We start from the raw sequence: 26,581 nt of genomic DNA, 5'->3' as shown, positions 1-26,581 counted from the left end.
GGCCAGAAGTCCGTGCCGGGCGTCGTCAGGCGAGCAGCGTCGCGCCGAGCCGCTCCAGCACGGTCCCGATCGGGTTGCAGTACGTGAGCCCCGTGCCGTTCGCGCCGCCCGTCTCCGACCCGGCGAACAGGAGGCCGAGCGCCACGCCGTCCTCCCGGTACACGATCGACCCCGAGTCGCCGCCGCGCGAGAACGGGCCGTCACCCGTCGACTCGACCTCGATCTGGTCGTCGAACCGCAGCGCGCCGAGGCCGTCGCCGTAGCCGACCACGACGTCGTCGAGCTCGATGGCCGTGACGCGGCCCGTCGTGACGCCGGTGGTCCGGCCGGACTTGCCGACCGCCTCGCCGCCCAGCGCGACCGCCGTCTCCGTGACCCGGCCGACGGGGTACTCCGGGCCCACGGTCGGGTCGTCGAGGAGCGCGACGGCGGCGTCGACGGTCTGCGTGACCCCCGCCTCCAGCGGGACGAGCGCGGCGAGGGTCCCGACGCGGTCGTCCGGCGCGCTGCCGCCGTCGGCAGGACCGGGCTGCACGACGACGTCCCCGACCCGGGCGGACGGCGACCCCGCGAGCACGTGCCAGTTCGAGAGCGCGTAGACCGACGCGGCGTCCGCGCCCGCGACGGGCGGCTCGCCGATGCGCACGAACGCTCCGAGCGTCCCGGCGGTGACGTCCACGTGGGCGATCGAGACGCCCGGACGCAGCGGCCGCACCCGGCCGGTCTCCCCGGTCGCGTACGCGGTGACGACCGGCGGGCGCAGGCCGGGACCGCCCTCGCTCCCGCCGCCCCGCCCGTCAGGACCGGCGAGCGGGCGGATCCGGCCCGTGCGCCGGACGTCGACCGTGTCCCCGGCCTCCGACGCGACCTTGCGCGCGATGCTGCGCGCGGTCGGCACGCCCAGCCGGTACCGGACCGCGATGGCGTACCCGCCGTCGTCGTGCGGGGCGAGGCCGATCGCGAGGGTGGGCGCGCGCACGACCTCCGCGGCGTCGGGCACGTCGCGCGCCTCGATCGCCGTGTCCGACCTGCCCGGCAGGCCCGACCGCTCCGCGAGCTCGCGCGCGTAGTCCGCGAGCTGCGACTTGATCTCCCGTGCCTTCTGCTGGTCCATCGGTGCACCGTCCCCTCGCCCGACGGACGGCTCGCGCCGTCCGCGTCCTGCCGAGCGAGTCTGACGGCAGCCGCCCACACCCGCACCGCGCCACGCCGACGCAGACCGCGACGCGGCAGGATCAGGACCCCGGCGCCTCGACGGCTGGTCCCGGCCGCGGGCTCCGCGCCCGACGGCCGACGGCCCCGAGCAGCCCGGCGACGACGAGCGCGACGATCGCCGCGACGAGCGTCGCGTGCGCCTGGTGCAAGCGGTCGTACACGTACCACCAGTCGGCACCGTCCGGCGCGCCCGCGGACCGCGCGAACATCTCCGCCACGTACCAGCGGTTCGCCCACGCGACGAGCAGGCTCGCGCCGACGACCGCCGCGACGACCCCCAGCACGCTCGCGAGGCGTCCCGCGCGCCTGGTCCACCGTCGTCCCGCTGCCGTGCCCCCGTGCGTCATGCGGGGCATCTTCTCGTGCCGACGGCCTCCGCACCAGACCCGCGGCTCAGGCCCGGAGCAGCTGCTCCACGCGGACCGACCGGCGGCGGGCGACGACGAGCGTCGTCACCGCGACCGACGCGAGGCCCCAGAGCACCAGCGCGACGGCGTCGCCCGCGCCCCCGGCCGCCCCGGGGTCGATGATCGACGTGAGCAGGCGGAGCGCCGAGCCCACGGGCAGCAGGTCGCGCAGCCCGGTGAGCGCGGCCGGGACGGTCGCGACGATGCCGGTTGCGACGAGCAGCACGGCGACGAGCAGGCTGATCGCCCGCCCCACGTTCCCGAGCAGCGCGGCGAGCGCCTGGTTGAGCGCGACGAAGACCACCGACGCGAGCGCCCCGACCGCGAGCAGGCCGATCCAGCCGCCCACGCTCGCGCCCTCGACCGCGGCGAGGACGCCGCCCACCACGAGACCGGTCGCGGCGGCGATCCCCGCCGGCAGCGCGAGCGCGGCCAGCGCGAGCCGCCCCGCGGTCCGGGTCGACCCGAGCAGCTTCGCGGGCACGGGCGGGAACGCGACGAAGATCGCGAGCGCGCCGAGCCACAGGGCGAGGACGGCGAACAGCGGGCCGGTCGACCCGGTGCCGAGGTCCTCGACGCCGGGAGCGGCCACCGGGTCCGCGACGACCGCGGAGAGGTTCTCGCGCTCGGCGTCCGTGTAGGTGGGGACCTGCTCCGTCGCGTCACCGAGACCCTGGGCGAGCTCGGTCGTCCCGTCGGCGAGCTGCCCGACGCCGCCCGCGAGGTCGCCCGCGCCCGTCGCCAGGTCCTGGGTCCCGGTCGCGAGCTGGTCAGCCCCCGTCCCGAGCGCCCCGACACCCGTCGCGAGCCCGTCCGCACCCGTCGACAGATCGCCCGCGCCGCCGGCGAGCTGCGCGGCGCCGTCGGCCACCTGGTCGGCGCCGGTCGCAAGCTGCGCAAGACCGGCCGAGAGGTCGCGCGCGCCCCCGGCCACGCCCGTCGCGCCCGTGGCGGTCTGCGCCGCCCCGCTCGCGAGCCGGTCCGCGCCCTGCGCGGCCTGGTCGACCCCGTCCGCGAGGGCGTAGAGCCCGGTGGGCCCGTTCGCGCCCGACGCCGCCCCGGCCAGGGCGGCGTTCCCCGCCGCGACCTCGGCCGCGCCGACCGCGAGCGGCCGCAGCGCGGCGAGCTGCTGGTCGAGCGCCACGCAGGCGGGCGACGTCGGGTCGGCCGCGCACCCCGCCTGGACCTTCTGCTGCTCGATCCCGGCGACGACCTGCGCGAGCCCGCCCGCGACGTCGCGCGACCCCGTCGCGAGCCGGGTCCCGAGCGCCGGGAGCGACGTGGACCCTCCGCCCGGGAGGGGGACGGCCGAGATCGAGTCGTCGAGCGTGCGGAGCCCGCCCGCGAGGTCGGACGCGCCGCCCGAGACGCCCGCGACGCCGTCGGCCAGACCCTGGGCACCGGTCGCGAGCGAGCCCGCGCCGGACGCGGACTGCGCGACCCCGCCGGCGACCTGTCGCGACCCGGTGGCGACGCCCTGCGCCCCCGTCGCGAGGTCGCCCGCGCCGGACGCGAGCTGGTCCGCGCCCGAGCCGAGCTCGCCCACGCCGGACGCGAGCGCGCCGGCGCCGGTCGCGAGCTCGCCCGCGCCCGACGCGAGCTGCGTCGCGCCGTCGTTCGCCTGTGCCGCGCCGTCAGCGAGCTGGTCCGCACCGTCCGCCGCCTCGCCGAGCTGCTCGTTCAGGGTCGTGAAGCCGACGAGCACGCCGTCGACGTAGTTCTCGGTGAGCGTCGTGCCGAGCACGGAGGTCGCGGTGGTCGTGACGATGCGCGCGAGCGCCTCGTCGACGACCCGCCCGCCCGGCGCCGTCTCGACGGTCAGCGAGGCCTGGGTCGCGTCGGACGCGTCGCCGCTGAACGACGTGGCCGCCGCGGAGAAGTCCTCCGGGATCGTCACGACGGCGGAGTACGTGCCGTCGGCGAGCCCGGACGCGGCGTCGTCGGCGTCGGTGATGACCCAGTCGTAGTTCGTCGTCCCGGGGTCGGGCTGGACGGCGACCGGCCCGGTGTCCGTGGAGGCCGCGCCGCCGCTCACCAGCCCGGCCGTGAGCTGGCGTCCCAGCGGGACGGTCTGGCCGTCGACCTCGACAGGCTCGTCGAGGTTGACGATCGCCGCCTTGACCGTGTCGAGCCGCTCCTGCGGGTCCCACAGCGCCCACAGCAGCAGGCCCAGCACCGCGAGCGGCAGCACCACGGCGGCGACCACGGTCCAGAGGCGACGCGCGTCGACCCGGGGCCGGGCGCCGGCGGACGGCGGTGCGTCCGGTGTGGTCGGGTCGGTCTGCGCCGTGTCGGGCGGGAAGACGCTCATGCGGGCACCTCCTCGGTGCGCTGGCCGACGGCGGACGCCGGGTCGGTGGGGGCGGGCACCGCGTGGGCGGGGTCGGGGGCGTGCAGGTCGAGCACCTGCGTCCCCGGTGGGGCGAGGTCGGTCGGCGCGGGTCCGACGGCACCGAGGACGACCGCCGTGCCGCGCTCGACCGCGTGGGCGAGCACCTCGGCGAGGGCGGCGCGCTCCGCCGGCGACGTGACGGCGTCCGTCCCGACCACGGCGAGCAGCCGCGGCTCCTCGCGCAGCAGCGCGGCGACGCTCGCCGCTGCGGGCACGCGGTGCGCGGCGGGCGCGGGCGCGTCGCCGGGCAGGGCCGCGACGTCGGCCGCGAGGTCGACGAGCGCGACGCGGCGGCGCACGCTCAGCGCGCGCTCCGGCAGGACGAGGCCCGTCACCTTGAGAGCTCCGGCGGCCGGCTTGAGCCGCCCCGCGAGCGCCAGCACGACCCCCGACACCGCCGCGGGCGACGTCCCGTGCACGACGAGCGACCCGCCGTCGGGCACGCGCACGGTGATCGGCTCGGCGAGCGGGCCGTGCGCCCCGGCGACCACGAGGTCGTGCGCGACGACGGCGTCCGTGCTCCCCGGCTCCGGCCAGTCCGCGAGCGCGAGCTCCTTGGACAGCCCCTCGCCCTCGACGTCGAACGACGGGAGCACCCGGTCGAGCCAGCGCGGCATCCACCACGCCTTGTCGCCGAGCATCGCGAGCACCGCCGGCACGAGCGTCATGCGCACGACGAACGCGTCGACGAGGACGCCGACCGCGAGCCCGAGCGCGATGGGTTTGAGGCTCATGTCGCCCTCGGGCACGAACGCCACGAACACGGCGAACATGATGACCGCGGCCGCCGTGACGACCTTCGCGGACGCCTGGAAGCCCGTGAAGATCGACCGGCGCGCCTTGCCCGAGTGGACGTAGTCCTCGCGGATGCGCGCCACGAGGAACACCTCGTAGTCCATCGCGAGGCCGAACAGCACGCCCATGAGCACGATCGGCATGAACGAGATGACCGGGCCGAGCCGCGTGACGTGGAGCGCGTCCGCGAGGAACCCGTGCTCGAACACGAGCGTCACCACGCCGAACGCGGCGCCCACCGAGAACAGGTAGCCGAGCGTCGCCTTGATCGGCACCGCGATCGACCGGAACACCATGGTCAGCAGCACGAGCGACAGGCCCACGACGACGAACGCGAACGGCAGCAGCGCCGCCCCGAGCTTGGCCGACACGTCGATCCCGACCGCCGTGAACCCCGTGACCGCGAGGTCCACGCCGTACTCGTCGAGGAAGTGGTCGTGCTGCGAGCGGATCTCCGTGACGAGGTCCTTGGTCTCCTCCGAGTCCGGCGCGCCCGTCGGCACGACCTGCACGATGCCCGTGTCCGCGGTGAGGTTGGGCGTCGCGAGCGGGACGTCGGCGACACCCGGGAGGTCCGCGATCTCGTCGCCCAGGTCGTCCATGAGCCCGACCGGGTCCGTCGACGTGACGATGGTCCCGGTGACGATGAGCGGCCCGTTGAAGCCGGGCCCGAAGTGCTCGGACACCAGGTCGTAGGTGACGCGCGCCTGGTTGTCCTCGGGCAGCGTCCCCGCGTCGGGCAGCGCGAGCTGGAGGTCCCGCGCCGGCAGCGTCAGCAGCACGATCGCCGCCACGACCAGCCCGATCGTCAGCAGCGGGATCCGCGTGACGGTCCGCACCCACCCGGCGAAGAACCGGTTGCGGTGCTCGACGGTCGGCTGCGCGCCTGCCTTCGGGTCCGAGGTCGGGGTCGGGTCCTCGGCGGCCGCCACCGCTCGTCCGGCCCGTCGCCTCGTCGTCTCGTCGAGATCCGACGGCGCCCTCTCTGCCGCCGCTCCCGACCCCGCGACCGCCCGGCGCCGACCACGCCCCCGCCCACGACGACGCGGGGCCTTCGGGCGGAGCCGCTCGCCCGCGAACCCCAGCATGGCGGGCAGCAGCGTGATCGAGACGAGGACGGCCAGGCCGACGCCGACGGCTGCCGCCACGCCCATGACGGTGAGGAACGGGATGCCGGCGACGCCGAGGCCGACGAGCGCGATCATCACGGTGAGGCCGGCGAAGATGACGGCGGAGCCGGCGGTCGCGACGGAGCGGGCCGCGGCCTCCTCGACGCTCAGCCCGCTCGCGAGCTCGTCGCGGTGCCGGGACACGATGAAGAGCGCGTAGTCGATGCCGACGGCGAGACCGAGCATGACCGCGAGCATCGGGGTCGTGGAGTTGATCTGCGCGACGGCCGTCGCGGCGAACAGCAGGCCCATGCTCACGCCGACGCCGACGACGGCGTTGAGGAGCGGCAGCCCGGCGGCGACGAACGAGCCGAAGGTGAGGACGAGCACGACGAGCGCGACGAGGAGGCCGATGGCCTCGGTGACGGTGAGGGTCGGGAACTCGGTGCTGAAGAGCTGGCCGCCGAGAGCGGCCTGGGCGCCGTCGGGCAGGGCCGCCGCCAGGTCATCGACGACGTCGCCGAGCGCGTCCTTCGTGGCGTCGGTGACCTCGCTCTGGCCCTCGTCGAGCTGGATGGTCATGAGCGTCGCGACGTCGTCGTCGCTGATCGACGCGGTCATGGTGTCGTCGTAGGGCGAGGTCACGGCGGCGACGCCGTCGACGTCACCGAGCGCGGTGACGGCGTCCTCCACGGGGCCGCGGACGGCGTCGTCCTCGATCGTCGAGCCGTCGGGGGCTACGACGACGACCTGGGCAGTCGCGCCGCTGACCTGCGGGAACGTGGTGGCGAGGCGGTCGAGGGCGGCCTGGGACTCGGTGCCGGGGATGGTCACCTCGTCGTCGAGGCCCTGTCCCACGAGGCCCGCGAGCGCCCCGGCGAGGACGAGGATCCCGATCCACGCGGCGAGGACGAGCCGGCGCGCCCCGACCGCCCAGCGGCCGAGCGAGTACAGCGCTGAGGACACGAGCGGCCTCCCGGGGAGAGTGCAGACGGATTTCAGGATACGCCGCTGTATCCGATGCGCGACCGTATCGGATACACTGATGTATCGCAAGGCCGCCCGGTGCGGACGGCCCGTCCACGAGTGGGAGCATGTGCGGCGTGACCACCGACCTCGACCCGACCCGCGTCGACCGCGACGCGGAGAGCGAGACCCCGCTCTCCCCCCGCCGCGAGCGCACCCGCGAGCGCCTGCTCGACGCCGCCTACGGGCTGTTCGCCGAGCACGGCATCAACGGCACGTCGATCGAGGCCGTGTGCGAGGCGGCGGGCTTCACCCGCGGCGCGTTCTACTCGAACTTCGACACCAAGGAGTCGTTGTTCCTCGCCCTCACCGAGCGGGAGATCCGGATGCGGATGCGGAGCCTCGAGGCCGCTGTCGAGCACCTGCCGGACGACCCCGTGCGCGACGGTGTCATCGCCCCCGAGGCGATCGCCACGATCGTGGCGGCCGTCATGGCGGACCCGCGCGACGAGCGCCGGTGGTGCCTCATGAGCGCGGAGCTCGAGCTGCTCGCGCTGCGCGACCCGCAGGTCGCGGAGCGGTTCGCGGACCAGGAGGACTCGTTCCGCACGGAGCTCGCGGACATCCTCACGCGCGTGCTCACGAGCGTCGGGATGCGCTTCGCGATCGACGCCGCCGCGGCCACGCGGGTGCTCATCAGCGCCTACACGTCCGCGGCGCGCGACGCGTTCCTCACCCCCGACGGCGACGACGCCGTGCAGCGCGCGCAGGCCGCGGACTGGCTGCCCGCGCTCGTCGGGCGGCTCGTCGAGCCGGACCCTGACGCGACCTGAGCCGCTCCCGTCGACGCCACGCGACCCTGTGGGTGGCGCGCGTCACACTGGCCGCATGACACTCACCTTCAGCGGCGCCGTCGTCGACTGCGCCGACCCCGGCGTCGTGGCGGACTTCTGGCAGGCCGCGCTCGGCTGGACGGGGCGCGAGACAGGACCGCACGGCGAGGCTGTGCTCTACCCGCGCGACGGCGAGACGGTGCTCGGCCCGCCGAGCCTCGTCTTCCAACGGGTCCCCGAGGGCAAGGCGGTCAAGAACCGCGTTCACCTCGACTTCGCGTCGTCCACCCAGGCCGCCGACGTCGCGCGGCTCGAAGGCCTCGGCGCGCGCCGCGTCGACGTCGGGCAGGGCGAGACGGACACGTTCGTCGTGCTGGCCGACGTGGAGGGCAACGAGTTCTGCGTCCTGCGCGGGGACTGATCTGGCGGCCGTGTCACGCCCGCCCTTCCTCCTCGGTCGAACGGTCATCAGGACGCCCCGTGGCGGCTCGCCCGGTCCGTCCGCCGACCGACGGAGGAGAGAGCCATGCCCGAGAACCCGCTCGTCGTGCTCCTGCACGGCGCGTTCGCCGAGTCCGCGAGTTGGTCGGGCGTGATCGCCCGGCTCCGCGCGCACGACGTCGACACGCTCGCGCTCGCGAACCCCCTGCGCAGCGTCGTGACCGACGCGCAGTACCTGCGCGACGCCGTCGGCGACGCCGGGCGCCCGCTCGTGCTCGTCGGCCACTCCTACGGCGGCATGGTCGTCACGGAGGCCGCGGCCGAGGGCCTGGGGGACGTCGTCGGCCTCGTCTACGTCGCCGCGTTCGCCCCCGACACGGGCGAGAGCGCGGTCGACCTCGCCGGCCGGTTCCCCGGCAGCACGCTCGCCGGCGCGCTGGAGAGCACGTCGCTCGTCGACGACGTCGACGACCTGTGGATCCGGCCTGACGCGTACCACGCGCAGTTCGCCGCGGACGTCCCCGAGGAAGACGCGTACGTCGCCGCCCGGACGCAGCGCCCCGTCACGGACGTCGCGCTGAACCAAGGCCTGCTCGCCGGCACGCCGGTCTGGAAGGCCGTGCCGTCCTGGTTCGTGTTCGGCTCCGAGGACCGCAACATCCCGGTCGCCGCGCACCGCTGGATGGCGGCGCGCGCCGCCGCGCGCGGCGTGGACGAGGTGGAGGGCGCGTCGCACGCCGTCGCGGTCTCCGCGCCGGACCGGGTCGCCCGCACGGTGCTCGCCGCCCTCGCCGCGTCGCGCACGGTCGTGGCCTGACGGCGACCTGGGACAGCGAGGAGACCCCGATGATCACCACCACCGCGCTCGGACCCGTCTCGACGGTCGACGCCGGGCCGCTCACCGTCGGGTACATGGAGGCGGGCGACCCCGCCGGACCGCCCGTGGTGCTCCTGCACGGCTACCCGTACGACGTGCACAGCTACGTCGCGGTGGTCCCGCTGCTCGCCGCCGAGGGGCTGCGCGTCATCGTCCCGTACCTGCGCGGTCACGGCCCGACGACGTTCCGCGAGCCGGGCGCGGTGCGCTCGGGCCAGCAGGCCGCGCTGGGCGCCGACCTCGTCGCGCTCCTCGACGCGCTCGGCATCGGCGCGGCGGTGCTCGCCGGGTACGACTGGGGCGGGCGCGCCGCGTGCGTCGTCGCGGCGCTCTGGCCCGAGCGCGTCCGCGGCCTGGTCTCGGTCAACGGCTACCTCGTGCAGGACGTCGCCGCCGCCCAGACGCCGATCCGACCCGACCTGGAGGCCGGGTTCTGGTACTTCTGGTACTTCGCGACCGAGCGCGGCCGGCGCGGGCTGACGCAGAACCGCGCGGAGATCGCGCGCGTGCTGTGGGCGCGCAACTCGCCCGAGAGGTCGTTCACCGAGACCGAGCTCGCACGCACCGCCGAGGCCTTCGACAACCCCGGCTACGTCGACGTCGTCATCCACTCCTACCGCCACCGGCTCGGGCTCGCGCCGGGCGACCCGGCGTACGACGACGTCGAGCGACGCCTCGCGGCGCTGCCACGGATCGACGTCCCGACGATCACCCTCGACGGGCTCGCCGACGGCAACTTCCCCGCGACCGACGGGTCCGCGACGGCGCGGTTCTTCGGCGGGCCGCGCGAGCACCGTCAGGTGCCGCACGCGGGTCACGACCTGCCCGCCGAGGCCCCCGAGGCGTTCGCACGGGCCGTCCTCGACCTGGTCCGGCGCCCGGCCGAGGACGCGGGCCGTCACCTCGCGTCGGGGTCGTAGACCGCCGTCGCGCCGACGGGCGGCTCCCCGACGTCCGCGACCGGGCGGGGCGCGTACGTCTCGGCGGTGAGGTCGGCGCGCTCGACGCGCTCGAGCCGGAACCAGCGGATCGCCTCGCGCGACCGGCACCAGGCGACGAGGTACCACCGCCCGTCGGTGTGCGCGAGCAGCACGGGCTCGACCCGGCGCGACGACGTCGCGCCCCGGCCGTCCCGGTAGCGGATCGCGAGCACGCGCGACCCGGCGATCGCCTGCTCGACGGCGCGCAGCAGCCCGAGGTGCGACCGCGCGCGCCCGACGACGTCCCCACCCGCTGCGGCGGGGGCGTCCGGCGACGCGTCCGCGGCCTCGTGGCGGACCCACACGCGCGCGGCGAGCGCCTCCGCCCGCTCGCGGTCGCCGGCAGCGAGCGCGTCCCACACCTTGCCGCGCGCGGCGAGCGCGTCGACCGCGAACGGGCTGCCGGTCGGGAGCGTCGCGAGCGCGACCGCGACGGCGACCGCCTGGCCCGGCGTGAAGTTGACCGGTGGCAGCGACGCGCTCGGGTCGAGCACGTAGCCACCACCGGGACCGGCCTGGGCCCAGATCGTCAGACCGGCCTGCTGCAGCGCGGCCACGTCGCGCTTGATCGTCCGCTCGCTCACCTCGAGCGCCGCCGCGAGGCGCGGACCCGTCGTGCCGGTCCGCCCTGCCCGCCGCAGCTCCTCCGCGATCGCGTAGAGACGTTCCGTCCTGTTCACCGGACGATGGTGACAGACAGGTGTCACCCATGCCCTGCGAAGGTGGGTGCATGAGCAACCACGACACGACCGAGCAGCCCCTCCACGTCGTCCTCGTCCCCGGCTTCTGGCTGGGCGCCTGGGCGTGGGACGACGTCGTCCCCGACCTCGAGGCCGCCGGCCTCGTCCCGCACGCCGTGACCCTCCCCGGCCTGGACGCCGGCGCGACCGCGCAGGACCGCGCCCGGGTCACGCGCGCGGACCACGTGGACGCGGTCGCGCGGCTCGTCGACGGGCTCGACGGACGGGTCGTGCTCGTCGGCCACAGCGGCGGCGGGCCGGTCGTGCAGCAGGTCGCCGACCGCGACCCGGCCCGGATCGAGCGGATCGTCTACGTCGACACCGGCCCCCTCGCCGACGGCGCCGCCCTCTCGCCCGACCTCCCGGCCGACGTCGCCGAGGTCCCGCTGCCCGACTGGGAGACGCTGGCCGAGGACGGGTCGAGCCTGGACGGCATGGACGACGCGACGCTCGCGCGTTTCCGCGAGCGCGCGGTGCCGACTCCCGGCCCGGTCGCACGCGGCCCGGTGCACGTGACGAACCCGGCTCGCTTGCGCGTCCCCGCGACCGCGATCTGCTCGTCGATCCCGTCGGCCGTGCTCGCCGAGCTCGCGAACCCCGGCCCTCCCCTGCACACCGAGCTGGGCGAGCTCACGGACCTCACGTACGTCGACCTGCCCACCGGGCACTGGCCGATGCTCTCGCGCCCGCGCGACCTCGCGGCCGCGCTGGTCGACGCGGCCTCCTGACCGAGGCCCCGCGCAGCACGGCGACCGGTCGTGAGCCGGTCGTACGGGACGGGACCGTGCGACCGGCATCACACGTTCTCCGGAAAAAAGTCACCGAACTCGCGTCACAGACGGCGACTTGTGCCGTCTTGTCGGGTGGAAGCGGTCACCAGGCCGCCCGAAGACCGACCGACGACGAGACGGACCATGCACGACACCCTGCCCTCCGCCCCCTCGCGCACCGAGGTGCGCACGGCCCTGCTCTGGGCCCTCGAGCACGACCGCGACGCCCTGCTGGAGCACCGCGAGACGACCCAGCACTGCGCGTGGGCCGCGGCCCGGGGCGCGGCCGACCGGCGCCTCGTGCGCCGCTGGCGTGCGGCGTTCGCCCCGCTCCCGTCCACCGTCGCCTGACGCGAGACCGCCGGGTCCGGACCGCGCGAGCGCATCCGTACGGGAGCCCGCGGACGAACCCCGGACGAGAGGGCACGTCCGCCCCCTCGGGAGGAGGTCGCCATGTTCGCGTCGCTCGCTGCCGGATCCGGCGGGACGATCGGCGTCTCGGGGGTCGGGAACGGCATGTCGCAGTGGTTCCTGATCTTCGGGGCGCTCATCATCACCGCGATCCTCGTCGGCTCGATCTACGAGCTCGGCAAGGCCGTGCACGACCGGCACGTCCACCAGCGCCGCCCGGTGCACCGCTGACGCCCGCCTGACCACGGCCGGCCGCTCCCTGCCCGCCGCTGTTCCCCTCCTCCGCACCCGGCGCGCGCGACCTCGCGTCCCGCGCCGCGGCGTCGGACACTGGGAGGAGGACGACGAGGACCGGTGACGCGATGGTCGGGACCGTGGCACGTGTCCCCCGCGCCCGGCAGGGCGCGAGGCGGGACGAACGCGCGCCCGGGACCCCCGGCGACGCCCTCGACCTCCCCGCCGCCTACGCCCGCTGGGCGCCGCTCGTCCGCGCCGTCGTCGCGCGCCGCCTGGACGACCCGGCCGACGCCGACGACGCGACGCAGCTCGTCTTCCTCGCCGCGTGGCGCTCGAGCGACCGGTTCGACCCGGCACGGGGCGACGTGCCCGTGTGGCTGCTGGGCATCGCGCACCACGTCGCCGCCGACCTCCTCAGGGCGCGGGCACGCGACGCCCGGCGACGCGAGGCAGCCTCACGACGACGGGTCGTGACGGCCGTCCCCGACCCTGCCGACGACGTCGCCGCCCGGGTCGACCTCGAGGACGCGCTGCGCCTTCTGACCCCCGAGCGGCGCCGGGTCGTGCGCCTCGTCTACGCCGAGGGCCTGACGCACGCGCAGGCCGCGGCCGAGACGGGTCTCCCCCTCGGCACCGTGAAGAGCCACGCGCGCCGCGGCCTGGCCCAGCTCCGCGCCCGCCCCTGACCCGCCGAGCACGAGGTTGCTGTCGTCATCGAGCCGATCGCGACAGCAACCTCGTGGTCGGGTGCGGGCTACCCCGTGCTCAGCCGAGCGTCGTCGGCAGCGCAGCGTCGCCCTCGCCCGGGGTGGCGCCGAGGACGTGCTCCGCGAGGAACGCGAGCACCACCTGGTACCAGACCTTCGCGTGCTGCGGCTGGAGGATCCAGTGGTTCTCGTCCGGGTAGAACAGGAACCGGTGCACCGTCTCGCCGTCGGCCCCGGCGGGCAGCCCCGAGGACTGGAGCAGCTCGTACCAGAGCCGCAGCCCCTCGCCGATCGGGACCCGGTAGTCCTTGTCGCCGTGGATGACGAGCATCGGCGTGACGATGTCCTGGACGAACCGGTGCGGGCTGTTCTCCAGCGCCATCTCCGGCGTCATCTCGCGCGCCCAGTAGTACGCGTGGTCCGTCGTCGGGCCGAACTGGTCGAGCGCCCACAGGCTCGCGTGCGTGACGATCGCGCGGAAGCGGTCCGTGTGGCCCGCGACCCAGTTCGCCATGTACCCGCCGAACGACCCGCCCATCGCGGCCGTGCGGGTCGCGTCGACCTCGGGGCGCGCCTCCACCGCGTCGGTGATCGCGAGCAGGTCCGTGTACGGGGCCTTGCCCCACGAACCCCAGCCGCGCTGCACGAAGTCCTGGCCGTACCCCGTCGACAGCGCCGGGTCCGGCAGCAGCACCGCGTACCCGCGCGCGACCATCAGCCACGGGCTCCAGCGCCAGCTCCACGCGTTCCAGGACCCGAGCGGGCCGCCGTGGATCCACAGCAGCAGCGGCGCGGGGTCGTCCGCGGACGCGCCGTGCGGCACCGCGAGCCAGCCGCGCACGCGCACGTCGTCCGACGCGGCGGTCTCGACGTCGACGAGCGTGCCCGGGAGGTCGGGCGTCGCGACCGGGCCGCGCAGCGGCGTCGCGGGCGCGGGGGTGCGGCTGCCCGCCGCGCCGGAGCCGAGGAAGGCCCCGAGGTCGATGCGGACCGGGTGCGACGGCTCGAGATAGCTCGTGCGCAGCGCGTACGCCGTGCGGCCGTCGGGCGCGACCTGCACGTCCGTGAACACCGCGTCGTCGCTCGTCACGCGCTCGGCCGTGCCGTTCTCCGTCGTCCCGTCCGGCGAGAAGGCGACGAGGAAGACCGGCCCGCGGCCGTCGTCGTCGGCCGTGACGAGCAGCCCCGAGCCGTCGGGGAGCCAGCGCAGCGACGTCGGCCAGCGGTCCCAGTGCGGCACGAGCGTGCGCGGGGTCGCGTGGTTCTCCGCGCGCGTCGTCGCCGAGTCGTCGTGCCCCTCGGCGGTCCCGGCCGGCCCGTCCGGCGCGTGCAGCGGCACGACGGCGAGGCTCTCCTCCGGCGCCTGGTGCGGCGTCGAGATGGTCTCCCGCACGAACGCGACCCAGGCGCCGTCGGGCGAGATGCGCGGCCAGTGCGCCTCCGCGCTCGGCTCGTCGACGAGCGTGCGGCGGGCGCCCGTCGCCGTGTCGATCGCGACGAGCGTGTTGCGCACCTGCGGCCCGGGCCCCGCCACCTGCCACGTCGTGACGAGGGTCGTGCCGTCGCCGGACAGGTCGGCGGAGTGCTCGTGCAGCGCGCGGCCCGGTGCGGCCCCCTGCTCGACGCCTCGGGTCACGTCCCGCAGGTCGAGGAGCCGGGGGTCGTGGGCCGGGTCGCTGGTGTCGCCGGGCTCGACGCCCGACGTCCCGGCCGGGTCCGGGAGCGGGTGCGCGGGCTCGTCGACGAGCGTCGTGAGGTCGCCGACGAACCGGTGCGCCTCGTCCGGGCCGCGGTCGTGGTCCCACTGGCGCACGGGGTACGCGCTGTGGAGGATCGCCGCCACCTTCGCGTCCTTGCGCGCGGACCGGAGCTCGGCGTCGTGCGCGAGGTCGCGCGCGCTCGGGAGCACCGACGCCGCCACGGAGACGACCGGCGCGCCCGTCGCCGCGAGCGGACCGCTCACGCCCGCGGGCGCCGTCGCGACGACGCGGGCCTCGCCGCCCGCCGCGGGCAGCAGCCACAGCGCCGCCTTCGGGTCGTCGTCGGAACCGCCGTCCGGATCGGGCCGGGCCGAGGTGAACAGGACGTCTCCCGCCCCTGTGAACGTCGCGCTCGACTCACCCTTGGTGCTGCGCGTGAGCCGACGTGCCGGGGCCTCCCCCGCGGGGTCGACCTCCCACAGCGCGGTCCGGTACCCGGTGAGCTTCGGGTCGAGCGTCTGCACGGTCGTGACCAGGCGCGTCCCGTCGGGCGAGAGCGCGAGCCCCCCGACCCGCGGGATCGCGAGGTACTGGTCCAGGTCGTGGAACGGGGTCTCGGGCGGGCCGGAGGTACCGGGCGTGGCGGCGTCGTTACTCACCCGTACGTCCTATCACGGCGGCCGCCCTCGCTCGCCCCGCCCCGTCGTGCTGCGCGGGGTGGAGGTCAGCCGTCCCGCTTCGACATCTCGGCGAGCATGGCGTTGTACTCCTGGAGCTCGGCGTCGCCGTCGCGGTCGGCCTGGCGGTCGCTCCGCCGGGCCTCGCGCTCGTCGGAGCGCGTCCACATGACCGCGACGACGATGGCGAGGATCAGCGTCGGGAGCTCACCGATGCCCCAGGCCACGCCACCGCCGCGCTGCTGGTCGGCGATCGCGCTCGGACCCCACTCGCGGCCGAGCAGCCCGAACCACTCCGGCACGAGCAGCACCTCGCCCGACGTCAGCGCGACGCCGAAGAACGCGTGGAACGCCATGGTCGCGAAGAGCAGGAGCAGGCGCTGCGGGTAGGGCGGTCGGTGCGGGCCGGGGTCGATCCCGACGAGCGCGTTGGCGAACAGGTACCCCGCGAGCGTGAAGTGCGCGAGCATCGCGAGGTGCCCGGCGTACGTCGTCAGGGCGTACTCGAACGCGGGCGTGTAGTAGAAGACGATCATCGAGCCGGCGAAGTTCACCGCGGCGACGATCGGGTTGGCGAAGAACTGGCCCACGCGCGACGTCACGACGGCGAGCACCCACTCGCGCGGCCCGCGCGACCCGTCCTTGCGCGGCGGGACCGCACGCAGGAGCAGCGTCACGGGCGCCGCGAGCACGAGGAAGATCGGCACGACCATGGCGAGGATCATGTGCTGGACCATGTGCGCGCTGAACAGCACGTGCCCGTACATGGCCGGTCCGCCCGAGGTCACCCAGAACAGGACGAGGATGCCGACGCACCAGGAGACCGTGCGGCCCACCGACCACGAGTCGCCACGCTTCGCGAGGCGGCGCACCCAGCGCAGGTAGACGACGAGCGCCGCGACGCACGCGAACGCGGGCAGCAGGTCCCAGCGCCACTCGGTGAACCAGCGCGCGAGCGTCGGCTCCGGCGGCAGCGCGTGCCCCGTCACCTGGTACGCGGCGGAGGTGTCGAGAGGCTCCTCCTGCGGCACCGGCGGCGCGGTCGACCCGAGCGCGACGGCGACGCCGGACACCGCGCCCATGATCGCGAGCTCGACCGTGACGAGACGCCAGAACAGCCAGCGCGTGCCCTCCGCGGCGGCGCCCTTCGCACCCGTGGACGACGACGTCGCCGCCGTGCTCGACGAGCCGTTCGACGAGACCTTCCCAGCGGGCTTCGAGGAACCCTTCGACGAGGCACGGTCGGCGCCCGGCCGCGCGACCGCCGTCGGGGCGGCGAGCCGCCGCACGACGAGCTCGCGGTGCGCGAACCCGACGGCCCCCAGGACGAGCAGGAGCGCGAGCTTGGTGAGCAGGAGGATGCCGTAGTCGGTGGTGAGGCCCGCGAGCGTGTCGACGCGGATGCTCGCGTTCGCGACCCCTGACACGGCGACGGCGACGTAGCACCACAGCGCGATCGCGGAGTACCGCGCGACGGACGCCGCGAAGTCCGCGCGACCCAGCCCGCCGCGCACGCGCACGACGGCGAGCGTGCCCAGGCCACCGACCCACAGCGCGGCGCCGGCCAGGTGGAGGAACATCGAGGAGACGGCGAGCTCGTGGCTCACCGCGCCCGCGGCGTGACCCGTGTTGGCCTGCATCGCGATCGCGACGAGCGCGAGCGCGGCCGTCCACATCGCGCCCGTCGCGCCGCGCACCGCGAGCGCGGCGGCGGACGTCAGCGCCGCGACGACGATGATCGCGAGGTAGTTGCGCCCGAGGCTGACCTGCGAGACGAACAGGCCGAGCTGGTCGCCGAAGGTCGGGCCCGTGATCGGGGTGCTCGAGATCGAGGAGTAGCGCAGCACGACCTGCACGACCGACAGCACGGCCCACGTCGCCGCCGACGCGCCCGCGACCCCGAGCGCCTTGCGCACCGGCGTCCCGGCGGGCAGCACGCACGCCGCGAGGACGAGCGAGCCGAGCGTCAGCGCGACGGCGAGCTCGGTGAGGACCGTGACGACTGGCGTGCCGAGGCGCGCGAGCGCGCCCGGGTCGGGGAAGCCGGCGGGGACGGTGAACGCGGCCGAGAACGCGCCGGCGGCGAGCACCGCGACGACGGCGACGACGACGGCGAACGGTCCGGCGAGGACGAGCCACCACGGGTTCGCGGGTCGGGCGTCCGACGGCGCGCGGCGCAGGGCAGTCGTGGTCACCGGACCAGGGTATCGAGCGCGCAGCCCCCTGCGGTCATCGCCTGTGGACGACCAGGTCACCGCGTCACGGCTGCGGCAGCCGCGCCATCCCGTAGACGCGGGTCGCGCGCACGCGCAGCACCTGACGACGGTCGACGACCATCGCGCGCCGGAACTCCGCCCAGTCGGGGTGCTCGCTCCCGGAGGCGGTGCGGAACGTCTCGACGAGCTCGTCGGCGGCGGCGTCGTGCGGGTCCAGGGCGACGGCACTCAGCTCGGCGTCGCCCTCGACGACGGCGTAGCTCCAGAAGTCCTCGGCGCTCACCTGGAGCGAGACGCGCGGGTCGCGCGCGGCGTTACGGGTCTTGGCGCGGTCCGCGGTGACGGAGACGCGCGCGACGCCCGCGTCGGGGTCCCACGCGTAGAGGACGTTGGAGAGCTGGGGTCGCCCGTCCTTCTTGACGGTCGCGAGGACTCCCTGGTGGCGCGCGGCGACGAGGTCGAGGAGCGCGGGCTCGCCGAGCCCGGCGGCGGCGTCCGGAGAGGTGGCGGCGGCGGTGGCGTCGGTCGTGCCGACGGCGTCGGTGCTCATGACAGCCCAACCCCGCGGCGCCCACGGGACATTCCCGACATGCCCGCGAAGGCAGGGCCGCGCCCGCCGGGTGGGGACCTCTCCCCACCCGGACCTGTGGACGACGCCCGGTCCGGCGGGGGTCGCGCTGGCATACTGGGCCGGGTTCGCCGGGGGCTCGCGACGCTCCGTCCACCCTTCCGGCCGCGCACGGGACCACACCCGCACGACCCACGCACGACCCGGAGGACGATCGATGGCCGCAGGGCACGGCAGCATCTCGACGCAGGACCTCGACCGCGCGAGCCACCTGCTCAAGCGCGTCGGCCAGGTCTTCGACCAGCGCGTCGTCGGCCAGGACGCGCTGCGCACGGCGCTCGTCAGCTCGCTCCTCGCCGGCGGGCACATCCTGCTCGAGTCCGTACCGGGGCTCGCCAAGACGACGGCGGCCCAGACGCTCGCCGCGGCGGTCGACGGGTCGTTCCACCGCATCCAGTGCACGCCCGACCTCATGCCGAACGACATCGTCGGCACGCAGATCTTCAACTACGCGACCGGCGAGTTCACGACCCAGCTCGGCCCGGTGCACGCCAACGTCGTGCTGCTCGACGAGATCAACCGCTCGTCCGCCAAGACGCAGTCGGCGATGCTCGAGGCGATGCAGGAGAGGCAGACGTCGATCGGCGGCGAGAACTTCGCGCTTCCGGACCCGTTCATGGTGCTCGCGACGCAGAACCCCATCGAGGAGGAGGGCACGTACGTGCTGCCCGAGGCCCAGATGGACCGCTTCCTCATGAAGGAGGTGCTCACCTACCCGACGCCGCCGCAGGAGCTCGAGATCCTCCAGCGCATCGCGACCGGGCAGATGACGCAGCCCCTCACCGCGCAGCCGATCTCGCTCGACGACGTCCGGTTCCTGCGCGGTCTCGTCGACGACGTGTACGTGGACGACTCGATCAAGCGGTACGTCGTCGACCTCATCAACACGACGCGCCTCTCCGGCCCGCGCCCGATCCCCGGCCTCGACCGCCACGTGCGCGTGGGCGCGTCACCGCGCGGCGGCATCGCGCTCATGCGCGTGGGCCAGGCGCTCGCGATCCTCGCGGGCCGCGCGTACGTCATCCCGGACGACATCAAGGCCGTGCGCTACTCGGTGCTGCGGCACCGCCTGGTGCGCACGTTCGACGCGCTCGCGAACAACGTGCCGCCGGAGCAGCTCGTGGACGCGGTGTTCGACGCCGTCCCGGCGCCCTGAGCGACCCCCTCACCCTCTCGAGAGAGCACCACGTGCCCGACGTCTCCCGTCTCGCCCAGGTCCGGGCCCGGCTCGACCTCCCGGTCGCGCGCCGGGCGTCCGGCCTGCTCGAGGGACGGCACCGGTCGGTCTTCAAGGGGCACGGCCAGGACTTCGACGACCTGCACCTGTACGCGCCGGGCGAGGACGTCGGCGACATCGACTGGAAGTCGTCGGCGCGCGCGGGCCTCCCGATCATCCGCCGGTTCGTGCGCGAGTCGAACCTCAACCTCGTGCTCGTCGTCGACACCGGGCGCACGATGGGCGCGACCGCCCCGAGCGGCGAGACCAAGGCGGAGATCGCGAGCTTCTGCTGCGCGCTCGTGGCGTACCTCGCGCGCGACCGCGGTGACCGGGTCGCGCTCGTCGCGGGTGACGCCCGGCGGCTGGTCCAGCTCCCGCCCCGCGCGAGCACGCAGGACCTCGAGGTGCTGCTGCGCACGGTGGAGGACCTGTGGCGACCCGACGCGCCCGCGAGCGACCTGGGTCGGCCGCTGGACCGCGCCCGGTCCGCGTTCCGGCGCCGCTCGCTGATCGTGGTCGTGACCGACGAGGCGCGCCCCGGGGCCGAGCACGAGCAGCTCCTGCGGTCGCTGCGCGTGCGCCACGAGGTCATGGTCGTCCAGGTCGCGGACCTCTCTCCCGTGGGCGCGGGCGCCGGGCCGCACGCCGCGGGCGAGGTCGCGGACGTGGACGGGACGCTGCGCCTGCCGGCGTTCCTGCGCGGCCGGGCGTCGCTCGCCGAGTCCGCCGTCGAGGCGCTGGCGTCGCGGCGGGCCGAGGTCGCGGAGCGGCTGCGCACCCTGCAGGTCGAGGGCGTGCTCGTCGAGGGGTCGGACGACGTGGTGCAGCGGTTCGTCGAGCTCCTGGGAAGGCAGAAGCGTGCCCGTCGATGAGCTCGTCGACCCCGTGGGCTACTCGGGGTGGTGGACCGTCCTGGGGATCGTGCTGATCCTCGCGGCGGCGGCCGTCGTGTTCCTCGTCGTCTGGCTGACGCGCGCGAGCGCGGCGGAGAAGGCCGCACCGCCGCCCGCGCCCCTGCTCCCCACCGGCCCGTACGACCCCTACGCGTCGCTGCGCGCCGAGTACGAGCGGCGGCTCGACGCCGTCGCGGAGCGCTTCCGTGCCGGTGAGCTCGACGAGCGCACGCTGCACCTCGCGCTCTCGTCGGAGATGCGCGGCTTCGCGACCGGTCGGCTCGGCCAGGACGCGTCGTCCATGACGCTCTCGGAGATCCAGCAGATCGGCGAGGCCGGCCGCCTCACGCAGCTCATCGCGCGCTACTACCGGCCGTCGTTCGCGGACCACGACAACGACCCCGCGGCCCGGGCGACCGACGCCGAGGACTCGATCGACCGCGCGCGATCGGTGGTGCGCGGATGGTGAGGCACGCGCTCGCGGCGAGCACCGCCGTCGTGCCCGGTCCCCAGGGCTCGTCGATCCTGTGGCCGTGGCTGTGGGGCCTGCTCGTCGTCGCCGTCCTCGCCACGGGCGCGGTCGCCTGGTGGCTCGCCCGGCGGCGCCGGGCGCCCGACGCCGACGCCGACGTGCTCTGGGTCGCGAACTCCGACTACCTCGCGCGCGTGCCCGCGTTCGCGGCGTGGGTGCGCCGCTACCGCGTGCTCCAGGGGCTCACGGCGGCGGGGCTGCTCGTCGCGGTCGTCGGCGCCGGGGCCGTGGCGGCGCGGCCGGTCGAGACGGACGTCGTCGTCGACCGGCTCGGCACGCGCGACATCGTGCTGTGCCTGGACGTGTCGGGCTCGATGATCGAGTACGACGGCGCCGTCCTCAAGGTGTTCCAGGAGCTCGTCGACAACTTCGAGGGCGAGCGGATCGCGCTGTCGATCTTCAACTCCTCGTCGCGCACGGTCTTCCCGCTCACGGACGACTACACGCTCGTGCAGGAGGAGCTCCAGGCCGGGATCGACGCGCTCGACAAGGACCCGTCCACGTTCGACTACACCGGCGGGTCGGACGACGCGGAGATCCTCGAGTACGCGCAGTTCAGCGCCGGCACGACCGCGAACCTCGCGGGCGCGAGCCTCATCGGCGACGGGCTCGCGAGCTGTGCGCTCCAGTTCGACGCGGAGGACACCGAGCGCTCGCGCTCGATCATCCTCGCGACCGACAACTACGTCTCCGGCGAGCCGATCTACACGCTCCCCCAGGCGGCCGACCTCGTCGCGTCACGCGACATCACGCTGCACGGGATCTTCGGCGGGTCGCAGCGCTACGAGGGCACGCCCGAGGAGAGCGAGTACCGCAGCACGGTCGAGGACGGCGGCGGCCTCTACTTCCTCGCCGACGACCCGGCCGCGGTGCAGGGCATGGTCGACGACGTCGTCGCGCAGCAGGCCGTCGAGCTCGACGCGTCGCCCGAGGTGATCGTCACGGACCGGCCCGCGGGCTGGTTCCTCGTCGCGGTCCTCGGCGTCGCGCTGCTGCTCGTGGTCGCGTGGCGGGTGAAGGAGTGACGTGCCGATGAACCTCGCCGGACTGACGTTCCAGCCGCTCGTGCCCCTGTGGGCGCTCGCGCTGCTCGTCGTGCCGCTGCTCGGCCTCGCCGTGTGGCAGGCCGTCGTGGCCGGACGCCCCGGGCCCGACGGCGCCCCGCGACCGGGCGCCCCGCGCGCGGCCTGGCTGCGCCGCACCGGTGCGGTCGTGCTGCTCGGGATCGTCGGGCTCGCGCCGTCGGTCGCGTCGACGGACCGCGACACGTCGGTCGCGAACGTCGACATGTTCTTCGTCGTCGACCGCACGGGCTCCATGGCGGCCGAGGACTACGGCCCCGAGGGCGGTCAGGAGCGCCTCGACGGCGTACGGGCCGACATCACGAGCCTCACCGAGTCGATCCCCGGGGCCCGCTACTCGATCATCTCGTTCGACTCGCAGGCGTCGCGCCAGCTCCCCCTGACGACGGACGCGCGCGCGATCACGTCGTGGGCCGACACGTTCCACCGCGAGATCACGCGGTACTCGCAGGGATCGCTCACGGACAGGCCCCTCGACGAGCTGCGGTCCGCGCTCCAGGGGTCCGCCGAGCAGCACCCGGCGAACGTGCGCCTCGTCTTCTTCCTCACCGACGGGGAGCAGACGGCGGAGGGCGAGCCGCGCTCGTTCGCCGAGCTGGCCCCGCTGGTCGACGGCGGCGCGGTGCTCGGCTACGGCACGGCCGACGGCGGGCGCATGAAGGAGTACGACCCGGACGTGGACCCCGAGGACGCGGAGTACATCATCGACTGGTCGCAGCCGAGCCAGGACGGCGAGCCGGTCGAGGCGCTCTCGGTGCTCGACGAGGAGTCGCTCACCACGCTCGCGGACCAGCTCGGCGTGCGGTACGTGCACCGACAGGAGCCGTCGGAGACGGCGTCGCTCGTCGCAGGCGTCGACCCGCAGCAGGTCGCGGCCGACGGACGACGCGACGTCACGGCCTACCGCCCGGTCGTCTGGCCGTTCGCGCTCGCGCTCGTCGCGCTGCTCGGTCTCGAGGCGTGGTTCTGGTCGCGCTCGGCCAGCCGCTCGCTCGTGCGCCCGACGACGTCCCGGCCGTCGGCGCCGGTCCGGAGCGGGGACGTCCCGGGCGCACGGGAGCCCGGTGGGCCGGACGACGGCGACCGGCCGGTGTCGGGCACGCCCACTGCCGACCGGGCGGAGGTGCGCCGATGACCTGGACCCCGCCCCCGACACCACCGACCGGCACGCGCAAGCCCCGCCCCACGGGGGTCGCCGCGCTGCGCGCCGCGCGCCTGCGCCGGCGCACGTGGTGGCTCGTCGGCACGCTGCCCGTGGTGCTCGCGCTCCTCGTCCTCGGGGTCAAGCTGGCGCTCCTCGCCCCGATCGCGGCGACGGGCAAGGACCGCTACGACGGCGGGGACGCGACGACAGCGGCCGACTACTTCGGGATCCAGCGGACCCTCAACATCGTCGAACCGTGGAAGGCGCACTACAACCACGGGACGGCCCTTGCCCGGACCGAGGACTCGTGGGCGCTGTACGACGCGATCACGTCCCTCGACCGCGCGTACGACCTCGCGGAGAACGAGAGCCCCGAGGAACGCTGCATGATCCAGACGAACCTCTCGCTCGCGTACGAGATCCAGGGCGACGGCGACATGGCGTACGCGGACGACAAGGCGGCCGAGCTCGCCCTCGTCGAGGAGGCGATCGCCGCCCGCGACGCGGGGCTGCCGTACGACGAGGAGGTCCTCGACCCGTACGGCGACGGGAGCGAGGAGCCCGACCCGGAGGAGCTGCGCCAGGACGTCCAGGACTGGTACGAGTACGCCGAGCAGGAGTACGCGACCGCCGAGCAGATCCGGGGCTGGCCCGACTGCGGGGAGTCCGAGCAGACCCCCGAGCAGGAGCAGCAGGACGAGGCCGCGAGGCAGCGCCTCCAGGACAAGCAGCAGCAGGCGCAGGACTCCCAGCCCGAGAACCAGGGCGGCGGCGACACGCAGGAGGGCGACGGCTCCGAGGGGGACGAGCAGTCCGAGGCCTCAGGCGAAGAGGGCTCCGAGGGCGACCAGCAGAGCCAGGCCGAGCGCGAGGAGCAGCAGCGCCAGGAGGAGCTCGAGCAGCAGGGCTCCGAGGCGCGTGACGAGCAGGAGCGCCTCGAGCAGGAGTACCGCGACCTCTACGGCGACCAGCCCGGCACCGGCACCGACCCGGGCGACGGCAGCGGGAGCGGCACCAAGAACTGGTGAGCGCTCCGGCCTCACAGAGGATGGGCAGCCGCCCGCGCCGGGGTCACGGGGCGCGGCCGCCCGGCGCCATCGAGCGGCAGCGGGCCGGCGTCATCGAGCGGCAGCGCGCCGGCGTCATCCCGCAGCGGCTCGGAGCCGGTGGTGGACGGGCGCACGCAGGCCGAGGTTCTCGCGCAGCGTCGTCCCGGGGTAGCCGGTGCGGTAGACGCCGCGCTCCTGGAGCTCGGGCACGAGCCGGTCCACGACGTCGTCGAACCCGTCGGGGACCGACTGGGGCGTGAGGTTGAGGCCGTCGATCTCCCCGGCCCGCACGGACGCCGCCAGGCGGTCGGCGACCGACGACGGCGTCCCGACGAACGCGGCCGCCGCGTGCAGCGAGTCGACGAGCGCGCGCACGGTCAGTCCCTGCTCAGCGCTGACCCGGCGCCACGCGGCCGCGGTCTCCACAGGGTTGTCGCGGCTGTTGACGACACCGTGGGTGCGCGTCTGCTCGGCCGAGACGAGGTCGACGTCGGGCAGCGGGCCGTCGGGGTCGAGCCACGAGAGGTCGCGCCCCCACACGGCCTCGATCACCGCGACGACCATGCGGTCCGTCCGGGTCCGGCGGTGGAACCACTCCGCCTTCTCCCGCGCCTCCGCCTCGGTGTCTCCGAGCGTGATGCTCGCCGCGGGGAAGATCCGCAGGTCGTCGGCGGGGCGGCCGTGCGCGACGAGCCGACGGCGCAGGTCGGCGGCGAACGCGGCCGCCGGTGCGGGCTCGAGGTACCGCGAGAAGATGCCCTCGGCGTGCCGGGCGGCGAAGTCGCGTCCCTCGTCGGACTCGCCCGCCTGGAAGATCACCGGAGCGCCCTGCACCGACGGCGGCAGGGTCGCGGCCGCGACGACGTCATGGTGCGCCCCCGAGCGACGCACCGTGGTCCCCTGCTCCGCATCCCACAGCGCGTGGACGATCGCGAGGTGCTCCTCGGCCGACCGGTAGCGCTCGGAACGGGGCAGGTAGCCGCCGCGACGGAAGTTCGCCCCGGTCCAGGCGTCGTTCGTCGTGACGACGTTCCAGCCCGCGCGCCCGCCGCTGAGGCGGTCGACGGTCGCGACCCGGGCCGCGAGGTCCGCCGGGGCCGCGAACGTCGTGTTCAGCGTCGCCACGAACCCGAGGTGCCGGGTGCGTGCGGCGAGGTGCGCGAAGAGCACGAGCTGGTCCGGCCGACCGGTCACGACCGTGTCGTTGACGCGCCCGAGGTGCTCGCGCAGCCGCTGGCTGTCGCCGAGGAACATGGCCGAGAACAGCCCGCGCTCGGCCGAGCGCGCGAGCGTGGCGTACGTCTCGGCGTCGTAGTAGGTCGTCGGGTCGGCGACGGACGTCCAGTCGTAGTGCGGACCGAACGGGAAGAACGCCGCGAGGTGGAGCTCTTGGCGCGGCGCGCCGGTCGCACCCGCGGGGGTCGACATCGCGGTCGAGCGGGTCCTCGGTGCGCTCACGGTCGTGCTCCGATCGTCGTGGTCTCGTGCTCGGGCGCCGGTCGCGCGGTCGGGTCGCCCGCCCGGCCCTCCGGACGCTCGAGACCGAGGTGGTCGCGCAGCGTCCGGCCGGGGCCAGGCGGCGGGGCAGCGAGACCGCGCGCGTGCAGCGCCGCCAGGACCTGCCCGACGACGGCCCACGCCTCCTCCGTCCGGTCGGGCACGAGCCGCACGACGAGCGGGCGGGGGTGCCCGCGGTCCTGCCGGCCCACGAGGGACGCGCCCGTCGTGCCCGCGACCGCCGCGGCCGCCCACCGGGCGATCTGGTCGACGACGCGCCCCACGGCTGCGGCGACATGACCCGGCTCGCCGGTCACCGCGACGTCGACGAGCGCGGGGCCGCCCACGGTGTTCGTCTCGCCGGGTGCGCGGACCACCGTGACGTCGCGTGCGTCCGCGGGGAGCCAGCGCGCCTCGGCGAGCACGGGCACGTGGCCCTGCGGCGGTCGCGGGAGCAGGGCCGGGCCCTTGACGGAGAACCGCCGCCCGACGAAGTCGACGTGGCGGACCCGCTCGGCGTCGAGGAAGCGGCCGGTCGTACGGTCGGCGATCAGGGCGCCGTCCTCCCACGAGTCCCACAGGAGCCGAGCCGCCTCCACGACCTCCGCCACGTCCTGCGCGAGCGCCGTCGCGTCCTCGGAGCCGACGGGATCGGTGCCGTGCGCCCGCGCGTGCGCGACGTCGTCGACCACGTCGAGCCACCACCCGGCCCGGCCGCGGGAGATGCGGTCGAGGCTGGAGAGCTGGTTGGACAGGTGGAACGGCTCGGCGTGCACGGGGTTGACGACGGCCACGAGGCCGACGCGCTCGGTCCAGGCCGCCGCGAAGGAGGCGGCCTCGATCGCCGTGAGCCCGCCGTCGGGCCCGGGCGCGAAGGTCAGCGCGTGCACGCCCGCCCCGTCGAGCGCGGCGACGCGCGCCCGGAGACTCTCCGCGCCGTCGTGCTCCCCCGTGTCGACGTGCACTGCCACCAGCACGTCCGTGACCGGCACTTCCGTGACCATCTGCTCCCCCGTCCGAGGCCTGTGGATCAGGACGCGCCGCGGGTGTGACCACCCTGCGAG

Annotated in this window: 24 protein-coding genes; 14 read left to right on the top strand and 10 right to left on the bottom strand. The window is 75.2% G+C overall.

The features are described from left to right. Positions 1-25 precede the first annotated feature (25 nt). The 4 genes from ACN9MS_RS02150 to ACN9MS_RS02135 all read right to left on the bottom strand — a co-directional run bounded on the left by ACN9MS_RS02150 (position 26) and on the right by ACN9MS_RS02135 (position 6,884). The gene (locus ACN9MS_RS02150; protein ID WP_426310518.1) at positions 26-1,114 is read right to left on the bottom strand and encodes a hypothetical protein; all 1,089 of its coding nucleotides are present in this window, start codon (positions 1,112-1,114) and stop codon (positions 26-28) included. 121 nt (positions 1,115-1,235) lie between these two features. Then, complete coding sequence (locus ACN9MS_RS02145; protein ID WP_144425409.1) at positions 1,236-1,562, bottom strand: hypothetical protein; 327 nt, start codon at positions 1,560-1,562, stop codon at positions 1,236-1,238. Positions 1,563-1,608: 46 nt separating this feature from the next. Continuing rightward, entirely contained in the window at positions 1,609-3,933 is a 2,325-nt protein-coding gene (locus ACN9MS_RS02140) for a hypothetical protein (protein WP_426310517.1), read from the bottom strand. Further along, positions 3,930-6,884, bottom strand: coding sequence for an MMPL family transporter (locus ACN9MS_RS02135; protein ID WP_426310516.1), 2,955 nt, complete (start codon positions 6,882-6,884; stop codon positions 3,930-3,932). The genes ACN9MS_RS02140 and ACN9MS_RS02135 overlap by 4 nt, the downstream gene beginning before the upstream one ends. Positions 6,885-7,021: 137 nt before the next feature. On the opposite strand from ACN9MS_RS02135, the gene ACN9MS_RS02130 reads away from it, so the two are divergent. The 4 genes from ACN9MS_RS02130 (at position 7,022) to ACN9MS_RS02115 (ending at position 9,955) form a co-directional block, all read left to right on the top strand. Further along, complete coding sequence (locus tag ACN9MS_RS02130; RefSeq protein WP_426310515.1) at positions 7,022-7,717, top strand: TetR/AcrR family transcriptional regulator; 696 nt, start codon at positions 7,022-7,024, stop codon at positions 7,715-7,717. A gap of 55 nt (positions 7,718-7,772) precedes the next feature. Beyond that, entirely contained in the window at positions 7,773-8,138 is a 366-nt protein-coding gene (locus tag ACN9MS_RS02125; RefSeq protein WP_426310514.1) for a VOC family protein, read from the top strand. A 105-nt stretch (positions 8,139-8,243) separates the two neighbouring features. Continuing rightward, positions 8,244-8,975: an alpha/beta fold hydrolase gene (locus ACN9MS_RS02120; protein WP_426310513.1), complete on the top strand. Its 732-nt coding sequence runs from the start codon at positions 8,244-8,246 to the stop codon at positions 8,973-8,975. A 29-nt stretch (positions 8,976-9,004) separates the two neighbouring features. Then, positions 9,005-9,955, top strand: a complete 951-nt coding sequence (locus ACN9MS_RS02115) for an alpha/beta fold hydrolase (RefSeq protein WP_426310512.1) — start codon at positions 9,005-9,007, stop codon at positions 9,953-9,955. Here ACN9MS_RS02115 and ACN9MS_RS02110 read toward each other — a convergent pair. Beyond that, positions 9,934-10,695, bottom strand: coding sequence for a helix-turn-helix transcriptional regulator (locus tag ACN9MS_RS02110; protein WP_426310511.1), 762 nt, complete (start codon positions 10,693-10,695; stop codon positions 9,934-9,936). The two genes, ACN9MS_RS02115 and ACN9MS_RS02110, sit on opposite strands and share 22 nt — an antisense overlap. Positions 10,696-10,745: 50 nt before the next feature. Here ACN9MS_RS02110 and ACN9MS_RS02105 point away from each other — a divergent pair, with 50 nt between their 5' ends. From ACN9MS_RS02105 to ACN9MS_RS02090, 4 genes are all read left to right on the top strand, one after another. After that, a complete protein-coding gene (locus ACN9MS_RS02105) occupies positions 10,746-11,483 on the top strand; it encodes an alpha/beta fold hydrolase (protein WP_426310510.1) in 738 nt (245 codons plus the stop codon). Between the two features lie 186 nt (positions 11,484-11,669). Then, positions 11,670-11,876: a hypothetical protein gene (locus tag ACN9MS_RS02100; protein ID WP_047231861.1), complete on the top strand. Its 207-nt coding sequence runs from the start codon at positions 11,670-11,672 to the stop codon at positions 11,874-11,876. A 102-nt stretch (positions 11,877-11,978) separates the two neighbouring features. Next, positions 11,979-12,167 (top strand): hypothetical protein, encoded by a 189-nt coding sequence (locus tag ACN9MS_RS02095; protein ID WP_426310509.1) that lies wholly within the window; start codon positions 11,979-11,981, stop codon positions 12,165-12,167. A gap of 143 nt (positions 12,168-12,310) precedes the next feature. After that, on the top strand, positions 12,311-12,859 hold the full coding sequence (locus ACN9MS_RS02090; protein ID WP_426310508.1) for an RNA polymerase sigma factor: 549 nt from the start codon (positions 12,311-12,313) through the stop codon (positions 12,857-12,859). 79 nt (positions 12,860-12,938) lie between these two features. Here the strand turns inward: ACN9MS_RS02090 and ACN9MS_RS02085 are convergent, their stop codons facing one another. The 3 genes from ACN9MS_RS02085 to ACN9MS_RS02075 form a co-directional block, all read right to left on the bottom strand. Beyond that, a complete protein-coding gene (locus tag ACN9MS_RS02085) occupies positions 12,939-15,239 on the bottom strand; it encodes a prolyl oligopeptidase family serine peptidase (RefSeq protein WP_426310507.1) in 2,301 nt (766 codons plus the stop codon). 65 nt (positions 15,240-15,304) lie between these two features. Continuing rightward, complete coding sequence (locus ACN9MS_RS02080; protein WP_426310506.1) at positions 15,305-17,452, bottom strand: cytochrome c oxidase assembly protein; 2,148 nt, start codon at positions 17,450-17,452, stop codon at positions 15,305-15,307. 64 nt (positions 17,453-17,516) lie between these two features. Then, a complete protein-coding gene (locus tag ACN9MS_RS02075; protein WP_426310505.1) occupies positions 17,517-18,023 on the bottom strand; it encodes a PPOX class F420-dependent oxidoreductase in 507 nt (168 codons plus the stop codon). A 235-nt stretch (positions 18,024-18,258) separates the two neighbouring features. On the opposite strand from ACN9MS_RS02075, the gene ACN9MS_RS02070 reads away from it, so the two are divergent. From ACN9MS_RS02070 to ACN9MS_RS02045, 6 genes are read left to right on the top strand one after another with little or no spacing between them, the layout of a single operon-like run. Then, positions 18,259-19,257: an AAA family ATPase gene (locus ACN9MS_RS02070; RefSeq protein ID WP_378231619.1), complete on the top strand. Its 999-nt coding sequence runs from the start codon at positions 18,259-18,261 to the stop codon at positions 19,255-19,257. 32 nt (positions 19,258-19,289) lie between these two features. Then, entirely contained in the window at positions 19,290-20,192 is a 903-nt protein-coding gene (locus ACN9MS_RS02065) for a DUF58 domain-containing protein (RefSeq protein WP_426310504.1), read from the top strand. Next, entirely contained in the window at positions 20,179-20,682 is a 504-nt protein-coding gene (locus tag ACN9MS_RS02060; protein WP_378231623.1) for a hypothetical protein, read from the top strand. Before ACN9MS_RS02065 ends, ACN9MS_RS02060 begins: the two co-directional genes overlap by 14 nt. Next, a complete protein-coding gene (locus ACN9MS_RS02055) occupies positions 20,676-21,770 on the top strand; it encodes a vWA domain-containing protein (RefSeq protein WP_426310503.1) in 1,095 nt (364 codons plus the stop codon). Before ACN9MS_RS02060 ends, ACN9MS_RS02055 begins: the two co-directional genes overlap by 7 nt. 7 nt (positions 21,771-21,777) lie before the next feature. Next, complete coding sequence (locus tag ACN9MS_RS02050; RefSeq protein WP_426310502.1) at positions 21,778-22,962, top strand: vWA domain-containing protein; 1,185 nt, start codon at positions 21,778-21,780, stop codon at positions 22,960-22,962. Beyond that, the gene (locus ACN9MS_RS02045; RefSeq protein ID WP_426310501.1) at positions 22,959-23,999 is read left to right on the top strand and encodes a hypothetical protein; all 1,041 of its coding nucleotides are present in this window, start codon (positions 22,959-22,961) and stop codon (positions 23,997-23,999) included. Before ACN9MS_RS02050 ends, ACN9MS_RS02045 begins: the two co-directional genes overlap by 4 nt. A 114-nt stretch (positions 24,000-24,113) precedes the next feature. Here the strand turns inward: ACN9MS_RS02045 and ACN9MS_RS02040 are convergent, their stop codons facing one another. Both ACN9MS_RS02040 and ACN9MS_RS02035 read right to left on the bottom strand, forming a co-directional pair. After that, the gene (locus ACN9MS_RS02040; RefSeq protein ID WP_426310500.1) at positions 24,114-25,478 is read right to left on the bottom strand and encodes an LLM class flavin-dependent oxidoreductase; all 1,365 of its coding nucleotides are present in this window, start codon (positions 25,476-25,478) and stop codon (positions 24,114-24,116) included. Continuing rightward, positions 25,475-26,521: an LLM class flavin-dependent oxidoreductase gene (locus ACN9MS_RS02035; RefSeq protein WP_426310499.1), complete on the bottom strand. Its 1,047-nt coding sequence runs from the start codon at positions 26,519-26,521 to the stop codon at positions 25,475-25,477. The genes ACN9MS_RS02040 and ACN9MS_RS02035 overlap by 4 nt, the downstream gene beginning before the upstream one ends. Positions 26,522-26,581: the final 60 nt, after the last annotated feature.

Source organism: Cellulosimicrobium sp. E-16, assembly GCF_049913115.1.
Taxonomy (GTDB): Bacteria; Actinomycetota; Actinomycetes; order Actinomycetales; family Cellulomonadaceae; genus Cellulosimicrobium.
Note: the sequence above shows the minus strand (reverse complement) of the source record. Positions and strands in the feature narration are given on the sequence as shown.

What these genes read in the sequence shown, in the direction of transcription:
- ACN9MS_RS02050 (WP_426310502.1), top strand. Translation starts at nt 21,778, where the DNA reads ATGAACCTCGCCGGACTGACGTTCCAGCCGCTCGTGCCCCTGTGGGCG.
- ACN9MS_RS02035 (WP_426310499.1), bottom strand. Translation starts at nt 26,521, where the DNA reads ATGGTCACGGAAGTGCCGGTCACGGACGTGCTGGTGGCAGTGCACGTC.
- ACN9MS_RS02120 (WP_426310513.1), top strand. Translation starts at nt 8,244, where the DNA reads ATGCCCGAGAACCCGCTCGTCGTGCTCCTGCACGGCGCGTTCGCCGAG.
- ACN9MS_RS02055 (WP_426310503.1), top strand. Translation starts at nt 20,676, where the DNA reads ATGGTGAGGCACGCGCTCGCGGCGAGCACCGCCGTCGTGCCCGGTCCC.
- ACN9MS_RS02125 (WP_426310514.1), top strand. Translation starts at nt 7,773, where the DNA reads ATGACACTCACCTTCAGCGGCGCCGTCGTCGACTGCGCCGACCCCGGC.
- ACN9MS_RS02145 (WP_144425409.1), bottom strand. Translation starts at nt 1,562, where the DNA reads ATGACGCACGGGGGCACGGCAGCGGGACGACGGTGGACCAGGCGCGCG.
- ACN9MS_RS02140 (WP_426310517.1), bottom strand. Translation starts at nt 3,933, where the DNA reads ATGAGCGTCTTCCCGCCCGACACGGCGCAGACCGACCCGACCACACCG.
- ACN9MS_RS02105 (WP_426310510.1), top strand. Translation starts at nt 10,746, where the DNA reads ATGAGCAACCACGACACGACCGAGCAGCCCCTCCACGTCGTCCTCGTC.
- ACN9MS_RS02070 (WP_378231619.1), top strand. Translation starts at nt 18,259, where the DNA reads ATGGCCGCAGGGCACGGCAGCATCTCGACGCAGGACCTCGACCGCGCG.
- ACN9MS_RS02100 (WP_047231861.1), top strand. Translation starts at nt 11,670, where the DNA reads ATGCACGACACCCTGCCCTCCGCCCCCTCGCGCACCGAGGTGCGCACG.
- ACN9MS_RS02095 (WP_426310509.1), top strand. Translation starts at nt 11,979, where the DNA reads ATGTTCGCGTCGCTCGCTGCCGGATCCGGCGGGACGATCGGCGTCTCG.
- ACN9MS_RS02075 (WP_426310505.1), bottom strand. Translation starts at nt 18,023, where the DNA reads ATGAGCACCGACGCCGTCGGCACGACCGACGCCACCGCCGCCGCCACC.
- ACN9MS_RS02115 (WP_426310512.1), top strand. Translation starts at nt 9,005, where the DNA reads ATGATCACCACCACCGCGCTCGGACCCGTCTCGACGGTCGACGCCGGG.
- ACN9MS_RS02150 (WP_426310518.1), bottom strand. Translation starts at nt 1,114, where the DNA reads ATGGACCAGCAGAAGGCACGGGAGATCAAGTCGCAGCTCGCGGACTAC.
- ACN9MS_RS02045 (WP_426310501.1), top strand. Translation starts at nt 22,959, where the DNA reads ATGACCTGGACCCCGCCCCCGACACCACCGACCGGCACGCGCAAGCCC.